At 68.5% G+C, this 7,501-nt stretch carries 7 protein-coding genes and 1 pseudogene (1 of these 8 running past the window's edge); 3 read left to right on the top strand and 5 right to left on the bottom strand.

The window, feature by feature from the left end:
- On the top strand, positions 1-1,580 hold the 3' portion of the coding sequence (locus tag ACZ4WS_RS40265; protein WP_467988112.1) for a glycosyl hydrolase family 28-related protein. The gene continues 13 nt to the left of window position 1, outside the view; the window shows 1,580 of its 1,593 coding nt (coding positions 14-1,593); its start codon lies off the left edge, out of view; its stop codon occupies positions 1,578-1,580.
- Here the strand turns inward: ACZ4WS_RS40265 and ACZ4WS_RS40270 are convergent.
- Positions 1,559-2,365 carry a helix-turn-helix transcriptional regulator gene (locus ACZ4WS_RS40270; protein WP_467988114.1) on the bottom strand — a complete coding sequence of 269 codons (807 nt, stop codon included), beginning with the start codon at positions 2,363-2,365 and terminating at the stop codon, positions 1,559-1,561. The two genes, ACZ4WS_RS40265 and ACZ4WS_RS40270, sit on opposite strands and share 22 nt — an antisense overlap.
- Here ACZ4WS_RS40270 and ACZ4WS_RS40275 point away from each other — a divergent pair.
- Entirely contained in the window at positions 2,364-2,849 is a 486-nt protein-coding gene (locus tag ACZ4WS_RS40275; RefSeq protein ID WP_467988115.1) for a DUF2000 family protein, read from the top strand. The genes ACZ4WS_RS40270 and ACZ4WS_RS40275 overlap by 2 nt on opposite strands.
- 29 nt (positions 2,850-2,878) lie before the next feature.
- Here the strand turns inward: ACZ4WS_RS40275 and ACZ4WS_RS40280 are convergent, their stop codons facing one another.
- On the bottom strand, positions 2,879-4,132 hold the full coding sequence (locus ACZ4WS_RS40280) for an MDR family MFS transporter (protein WP_467988116.1): 1,254 nt from the start codon (positions 4,130-4,132) through the stop codon (positions 2,879-2,881).
- A 206-nt stretch (positions 4,133-4,338) separates the two neighbouring features.
- Here ACZ4WS_RS40280 and ACZ4WS_RS40285 point away from each other — a divergent pair, with 206 nt between their 5' ends.
- Positions 4,339-5,100 carry a phosphoglyceromutase gene (locus ACZ4WS_RS40285; RefSeq protein WP_467988117.1) on the top strand — a complete coding sequence of 254 codons (762 nt, stop codon included), beginning with the start codon at positions 4,339-4,341 and terminating at the stop codon, positions 5,098-5,100.
- An 86-nt stretch (positions 5,101-5,186) separates the two neighbouring features.
- Here the strand turns inward: ACZ4WS_RS40285 and ACZ4WS_RS40290 are convergent, their stop codons facing one another.
- The 3 genes and pseudogenes from ACZ4WS_RS40290 to ACZ4WS_RS40300 form a co-directional block, all read right to left on the bottom strand.
- Positions 5,187-5,354 (bottom strand): hypothetical protein, encoded by a 168-nt coding sequence (locus tag ACZ4WS_RS40290; RefSeq protein WP_467988118.1) that lies wholly within the window; start codon positions 5,352-5,354, stop codon positions 5,187-5,189.
- Between the two features lie 528 nt (positions 5,355-5,882).
- Positions 5,883-7,111, bottom strand: a pseudogene (locus tag ACZ4WS_RS40295) (tyrosine-type recombinase/integrase).
- A complete protein-coding gene (locus tag ACZ4WS_RS40300; protein ID WP_467988119.1) occupies positions 7,111-7,347 on the bottom strand; it encodes a helix-turn-helix transcriptional regulator in 237 nt (78 codons plus the stop codon). Before ACZ4WS_RS40300 ends, ACZ4WS_RS40295 begins: the two are co-directional and overlap by 1 nt.
- Between the last annotated feature and the right edge of the window lie 154 nt (positions 7,348-7,501).

Here is a 7,501-nt window from a genome sequence, read left to right on the forward strand (position 1 = left end):
AGGAAGGGCGAAGGGGAAAGGCTCCGCCCCTTTGGGGAGGTTCCACCCGCACCCCTTCCCCCCCCCCGCAGGTTCCGTATGTCGGAGGTTCGGCCCGGGGCGGGGGGGCGGCCCGCCCCCCCCCCCCCCCCGCCGTGGCCGACGTACGCGACTACGGCGCCGTGGCGGACGACGGCAGCACGGACTGCGCCCCCGCGATCAACCGTGCCATCGCTGCCGCCGGAAGGGCCGGCGGTGGCACGGTTCTGATCCCGCCCGGCACCTTCCGCATCGACGACCTGATCCGTATCGGTCACTCGAACGTCGTCCTGCGCGGCGCCGGCAGCGACCGTACGAAGCTGTACGCGACCAAGAACCTCACCGAGCTGATCGGCGTCTACGGCTCCCGTTACGGCGGCGACAAGTCGTCCTGGTCCTGGGCGGGCGGCCTCATCTGGCTCTGCCCCACGGACCGCTTCACGACGCTGACGACCGCCATCAAGGCGAAGGCGTGGCCCTTCGAGGGCTGGACCGGAAACAAGCGCGACGAGTGGCAGACGCTGACGACGCTCGCGCCCGCGCGCCGCGGCTCCTGGTCGGTGACGGTCGCCGACGCCTCCGGGCTGAAGCCCGGCGGACTCGTCCTCCTCCGCCTCGCCGACGACGCCGACCACACCCTCCTGGAGCACATGGCGGGCGGCGGTCCGGGTCCCGAGGCCTACTACTGGGACGACAAGACGAAGCTGACCAGCTACGTGCCCTATGAGTGGCCCGTGCGCATCGCGCGCGTGCAGGGCAAAAAGGTCACCCTCGAGCGCCCGCTGCCCCTGGACGTCCGCCCGGAGTGGGACCCGCGCCTCACCACCCACGTGGAGGCGCTGACGGGCTCGGGCGTCGAAGGCCTCACCCTGCAGGCGGTGGAAACCCCGCAGTCCCCCCACCTCCTCGACAAGGGCTACAACGGGGTCGTGTTCCAGTGCGCCTACGACTGCTGGGCCGACGACATCGTCGTACGCCATGTGGACAACGGATTCGGCCTGGTCGCGGCCTCGGCCTGCACCCTGCGCCGTACGACGGTCGCGGGGCGCGGCTCCCACCACCCGTACTTCTGCCGCGAGGGCTCGCACGACAACCTCGTCGAGGACTTCACCATCGAGCAGCGCACGGTCCCGGCCCCCGCCGGAACCCAGCTCCACGGCATCAACGTGGAGGGCCTGTCCTCCTACAACGTCTGGTCGCGCGGCGAGATGCAGATGGGCACCTTCGACTCCCACCGCGGCATGCCCTTCGCCAACGTCCGCACCGACATCACGGTCGACAACAACGGCCGCCACGGAGGCGACGCGTCGGCCGGCCCCCTCTTCGGGGCCCGCTTCACCCACTGGAACATCCGCGTCACCAACGCGCGCGCGGGCCTGATGAAAATCGACGCCCTCGCCCCCTACAGCGCCACCGTCGGCATCAATGAAGTCACCGAGTTCGACCAGATCGACGTACCCGACTTCACCGGAGACCTGCACGCGCGCCTGGAGCTGTACGGCACGACCGACGTCGTACGCCCGCGGAACCTGTACGAGGCTCAGCGCGAGCTGGAGCGGTAGCGCCCGGGGGACACGCCCACCAACCGCTTGAAGTGGCGCGTCAGATGGGACTGGTCGTAGAAGCCGGTGGCCGTGGCCACCTCGGAGGGTTTTCCGCCGTCCAGGAGCAGTCGGCGGGCCCGGTCGACGCGACGTGACATGAGGTACTGGTGCGGGGCGATGCCGAAGGCCGCGCTGAACGCCCGTACCAGATGGGCAGGATGGGCGTGGACGAGGTGCGCGGCCTCGTCCAGGGCGAGGCCCTCGACGAGGCGCTCGTCGAGGAGTTCGCGCAGGCGGTGGGCGAGCGGGCGGTCGGGGAGCGGGGGTCCCTCGATCAGCCGGGGGCGCAGATGGCCGCGCAGCCGCTCGCCGACCAGGGTCAGCCTGCTCTCGGCCTCCAGCTCGTCCCCGGGATGCGCGAGGGCCGAGTGCAACTGCCCGACGCGGTGGCGCAGTACCGGATCCACCAGGTCGGGCGCGTCCACCGCGGGCCCGATGAAGCTCTCGTCGAGCCGGCTCAGGTCCAGATACAGGACGCGCTTGCGGAAGCCGTGCTCGGTGACCGGGGAACCGTTGTGCGGCACATGCGGCGGCAGCAGCGAGACCGTGTCGTGCGGGGTGCCGTGCTCATGCCGCTCGAGGTCGTACCGTACGGCGCCGTCGTCGACGATCAGCAGCGTCCAGGCCTCGTGCACGTGCATCGGGTACGCGTACTCGGTGTAGTGGGCGTGGAAGACCTCCACGACGCCCGGGACAGGCGGGCGCCATGCGGAGACTTCCCGCTGAGGACGCTGGGGGGCCATGCAAAGAACGTACAAGACGACGTCGTACGGCGTTCGACAGTCTCGACGAATGAGCACCTCGACCCCTGAACCCATCCGCTTCGACACCAAGATCGCCGTCCTGCTGCGGGACGACCTGGAGCCCTGGCAACGACTTAATGTCACCGCTTTTCTGGTCAGCGGCCTCGGTACGGCCGTCCCCGAGGTGATCGGAGAGCCGTACGCCGACGCGGACGAGGTCCCGTATCTGCCGATGTTCCGCCAGCCCGTACTGATCTTCGAGGGCTCGAAGGAGACCCTGACCGCCGCGCACGGCCGCGCGCTCTCCCGGGTACTGCCGCGCGCCGTCTTCACGTCCGACCTCTTCACCACCGGCAACGACCGGGACAACCGGGCGGCCGTCCGGGCCGTGCCGACGGGGGAGCTGGACCTGGTGGGGCTCGCGGTGTACGGGCCGCGGAATGCCGTGGACAAGGTGCTCAAGGGGGCGCGGATGCATCCCTAGGGGCGGGGTGGGCCGTGCGGGCCTGCGGGCTAGGCGGTGCTGGCCTCGGTCTTTGTCGGGACGGGCGCCGGAGCCGCGGGCGCGTCCTCCGCCGGAAGCCGCCGCATCAGCACCCCGTACCCCAGCCCCGCCGCCGTACCCACCACCGCGCACAGCCCCCACAGCCACTCCGCGCCGAACCGGTCGATGACGACGCCGGACATCAGCGGGGCGACGAGCGCGGCGAGGGACCAGGAGAGGGTGTAAATGCCCTGGTAGCGGCCGCGGCCGTGCAGCGGGGAGAGGCGGACGACCAGCCCGGTCTGGGTGGGCGCGTTGACGATCTCCGCCAGGGTCCACACGCACACCGTGAGGGCGAAGACGCCGACCGAGCCGGCGAAGGCGGTGAGCCCGAATCCGTACCCCGCGAGGAGGGACGAGATCACGAGCAGCCGCTTGGGATCCCGGTGCTCGATGAAACGGGTGACCGGGATCTGCAGCGCGACGATCAGCACACCATTGACGGCGACCGCCATGCCGTAGTCGGCCGGGGTGAAGCCCGCCCTGCCCATCGCGACCGGGAGTCCGACGGATCCCTGCTGGAAGACGAGGGCGACGAGGAAGGACAGACCGACGACGCTCATGAAGCGCCGGTCGCGCAGTACGGTCCCGAGGCCGACGTCGTCCTTGGCCTCCTTGACGGCCTGGACGGGCCGGGACTCCGGCAGCTTCAGGAAGACGACGATCGCGCAGACCATCGTCATGCCCGCCTCGATCAGGAACCCGGCGAGGTAGCTGAATTCGGCGATGAATCCGGCCGCCATGGAGGAGACGGCGAAGCCGAGGTTGATGGCCCAGTAGTTGAGCGAGAAGGCGCGGACGCGGTCCTCGGGCCGCACGATGTCGGCCATCATCGCCTGGACGGCGGGCCGGGAGGCGTTGCTCGCCATGCCCACCAGGAAGGCGACCGCGGCGATCGCCACCGGATGGTGCATAAAGCCGAGCAGCGCGACCGAGACGGCCGTCGACAACTGCGCGATGAGCAGGGTGGGCCGCCGCCCGAGCCGGTCGGCCATCACGCCCGCGCCGAGCGAGGAGACGACTCCGCCGAGGCCGTGCAGCGATGCCACGAGGCCCGCGTACGAGGCGGAGTACCCGCGGTCGAGCGTCAGGTACAGAGCCATGAAAGTGGCGACAAAAGCCCCGAGCCGGTTGACGAGCGTGCTGGTCCACAGCCACCAGAACTCGCGGGGGAGCCCGGAGACGGTCTCTCGGGCGGCTCGTCTCATGACGGCGAGTGGCATCGGGGTCCCCACGGATGTAAGCGGCTCGGGCAGTGAGCACAACTTACGAGCCGCCGGTCCCGGACGGCCAATCAATTAACAGATGCCGTCAACTGACAGGCGGGGAGGGGTCCGTCCGCCCAGGTGCCGCCCAGGTGCCGGCCGTGTGCTGTCCGGGTACTGACCGGCCGCGCGAGGGGCCCGCCGGGTCCATTACGCTCAAAGGCATGGCCGACGCACCGTACAAGCTGATCCTCCTCCGCCACGGCGAGAGCGAATGGAACGCGAAGAACCTGTTCACCGGCTGGGTGGACGTCAACCTCAACGAGAAGGGCGAGAAGGAGGCAGTCCGCGGCGGTGAGCTGCTCAAGGACGCCGGCCTGCTGCCCGACGTGGTCCACACCTCGCTCCAGAAGCGCGCGATCCGCACCGCGCAGCTCTCGCTGGAGTCCGCGGACCGCCACTGGATCCCGGTCCACCGCTCCTGGCGCCTGAACGAGCGCCACTACGGCGCCCTCCAGGGCAAGGACAAGGCCCAGACGCTCGCCGAGTTCGGCGAGGAGCAGTTCATGCTCTGGCGCCGCTCGTACGACACCCCGCCGCCGCCGCTCGAGGACGGCACCGAGTTCTCCCAGTCGGACGACCCGCGCTACGCGTCGATCCCCCCGGAGCTCCGCCCCCGCACGGAGTGCCTGAAGGACGTCGTCATCCGCATGCTCCCGTACTGGTACGACGGCATCGTCCCGGACCTGCTCGCAGGCCGTACGGTCCTGGTCGCGGCCCACGGCAACTCCCTCCGCGCCCTCGTCAAGCACCTCGACGGCATCTCCGACGCCGACATCGCGGGCCTGAACATCCCGACCGGCATCCCCCTCTCCTACGAGCTGGACGCCAACTTCAAGCCGGTCAACCCCGGCGGCACCTACCTCGACCCGGAGGCCGCGGCGGCCGCCATCGAGGCGGTCAAGAACCAGGGCAAGAAGAAGTAACGAGGCACGAACAAGCCCCCTACCTGCGGGTTCTCCGCTGGTAGGGGGCTTGTTGCTGTGCCTGGGCCGTCTCTGGGCCGTGGGACCTAGATGCGGCTGATCCTCACGCGGATCGAGATGAGGAACGCCATCAGGGTGATGACGGCGGCGTTGGTTCCGGCCCGGACGCCCAGCCCTCCACCGGCGAGGCCGATGAGAGGGAACGGCAGTTCGCGGAGGGTGAGGTCGATGCGGAGCCCTCGGCGTGGCACCATGGCCTTCTCCATATGCATCATGAGTTGTCCAATCTGTGGGTCAATAACTGAGCAATGGAGAGGAGAGGCCGCCCCTGCATGGGCGGCCTCTCCACTAAATGGGTAGGTGAGGACCATACTGCTTTTCCCCGGTGGCTCCAAAGCCTCAGCTCAGGGCGTTATATCTACCCTATAACCGCCGGGACTATTGGCTCGATCGAGCTCACGTGCCGACGAGCGAGCTACCTCAAGGCGACGGGTGTAGGCGTGTAGATGTGCCCAAGTCGGTGCGCAGACGCTGGGCTTGATGGACGGATCGGCACTTCAGCCAGGTCGTGTCGATCTGGTTTCACGGATGAACGTTGCTCGACAAATGTCGCTGACAGGAATCAGAATCACCAAACATGAAGAGGCTTCGATTCAGAAGGCGTAATCATGAACGGTGAATCGGGATGCCGTAATTGGGAATCTGGACACGATTCACGTTTGGTGAATCGGTATCAGTGATTCGGTTGTCACGATCCGTTTGGCGCCAAAGTGAACTGAAACCTACGCTGATTCGCCAAAGACGGCGGCGACAGCCCTGCGGGTGCGCTCTTGGCTGGACGGCATGAGATGCGCGTACACGCGGAGCGTCAGGCCCGGATCCGAGTGACCGAGGTACTCGGCGAGAGCCTTGATGTTCTCCCCGGCGTCCGGAGCAGCGAGGCGTAGAAGTGGCGCAGGGCGTGCATGCCGTTCTCGCGGGACTCGGCGTACGGCTGTCCACGCTCGGGGACCGGGATCACCCCGGCGCCGGCCAGCGCCCGCTTCCACGCCTCCTCGTTGAGCGACGTGCGCCAGACATGACCCCTGCGCGGTCCGGTGAAGATCAGTCGCTTGGTCACCGGGGGACCGTCCGCGGCCTTCCACGGCAACGTGATCTCGACCGGCGGGAACTCCTTCATGTGCGCCCGGAGAGCGTCAGCGACCGGCCCGGGGAGCGGCACGTCCCGGAGCTTGCCACCCTTCGGCGGGGCGAACACGGCCTTGCTGCGGCTCAGTTTGAGTTGCTGGACCACGTGAAGGGTGTCCGACTCGAAGTCGATCGCGTCGACGGCGACGCCGAGAATCTCGCCCTGCCGGAGCCCGCAGCCACTGCCCAAATCGACCATCGCTCGGAAGCGCTCGGGCATGGCGGCGCGAACGGCGAAGACCCGTTCCGGCGTCCACGGCATGACGCGCTTGATGTCGACAGTCGGCGGCCGGACGGAACGAGCCGCACACGGGTTGCGGGGGAGATGCCCGTCATCCACGGCCGCGCTCAAGGCAGCTCGAACGTTGGAGTAGATCGTCCGGGCGTAAGAACCCCGGATGCCGTTCTCCTGTAGCTGCCGCACCCAGTCCCGGATGTGCGCGGGTTGGAAGGACCCGAGAGGGCGCGTACCCAAGTACGGGAAGGCGTGCAGCCGAAGCTGCGACTCCATCGATGCTTGAGTGTTCGGGTCAGCGCCCTGCGTCCCTACCCAGCGTTCGGTGTACTGCTGGAAGGTGATCCGGGCCGCGCGCGGGTCGATGTACTGCCCGCGCGCCATGTCCGCCTCGATGTGGGCGAGCCATTGGTCGGCAAGCCGCTTCTGCCGGTCGGGAAAACTCTTGGCCTTCTCCGTACCGTCCGGGCCGACGTAGCGCGCCCGGTAGCGAAGCCCGGAGCCGTAGCGGTCGCTCTTCACCTTGCGGACCTTGCCGTCCGGGCCGGTTTCACTTTTGTACCATCGGTCCTGGATGTGCCCGGCCATCAGGCAACAGCCCCTTCCATCAGGGACTCGACCCACGCCCGGACGTCATCGGGGTCGTAACGCAGATGTCGTCCCACCCGGAAGCCGCGGGGACCGGTGCGCTTCCGGCGCCACTGGTAGACCGTCTCGATCGGCACGCCCAGAAGTTCGGCGACATCCAGAGGAGTGAGGTACCGCGTTGGAAGGGGGCGTGGCTCGTCGGGAACCTGCGCCACGGTAAGGCGCCGCTCAGCCATGGGTCGGTTCTCCTTCTGTTCCGGGGGCGGGTTCGAGGGATGCGGCTAGTGCCGCATCAGGCAACGTTCGCCCTGTCGTGACGCGCCGTCCGGGTGTCGGTCCGGGTGGCGCGGACCCGCCATGCTGTTCTCGTGGCAGAACGAGTAAAGGTCC

The sequence above is a fragment of the Streptomyces sp. NPDC029292 genome (genome assembly GCF_055569295.1).

Bases quoted from the DNA above. Each gene is read 5' to 3' on its own strand.
- ACZ4WS_RS40275 (WP_467988115.1), top strand. From the start codon at position 2,364: ATGCAAAGAACGTACAAGACGACGTCGTACGGCGTTCGACAGTCTCGA.
- ACZ4WS_RS40270 (WP_467988114.1), bottom strand. From the start codon at position 2,365: ATGGCCCCCCAGCGTCCTCAGCGGGAAGTCTCCGCATGGCGCCCGCCT.
- ACZ4WS_RS40280 (WP_467988116.1), bottom strand. From the start codon at position 4,132: ATGCCACTCGCCGTCATGAGACGAGCCGCCCGAGAGACCGTCTCCGGG.
- ACZ4WS_RS40285 (WP_467988117.1), top strand. From the start codon at position 4,339: ATGGCCGACGCACCGTACAAGCTGATCCTCCTCCGCCACGGCGAGAGC.
- ACZ4WS_RS40290 (WP_467988118.1), bottom strand. From the start codon at position 5,354: ATGGTGCCACGCCGAGGGCTCCGCATCGACCTCACCCTCCGCGAACTG.
- ACZ4WS_RS40300 (WP_467988119.1), bottom strand. From the start codon at position 7,347: ATGGCTGAGCGGCGCCTTACCGTGGCGCAGGTTCCCGACGAGCCACGC.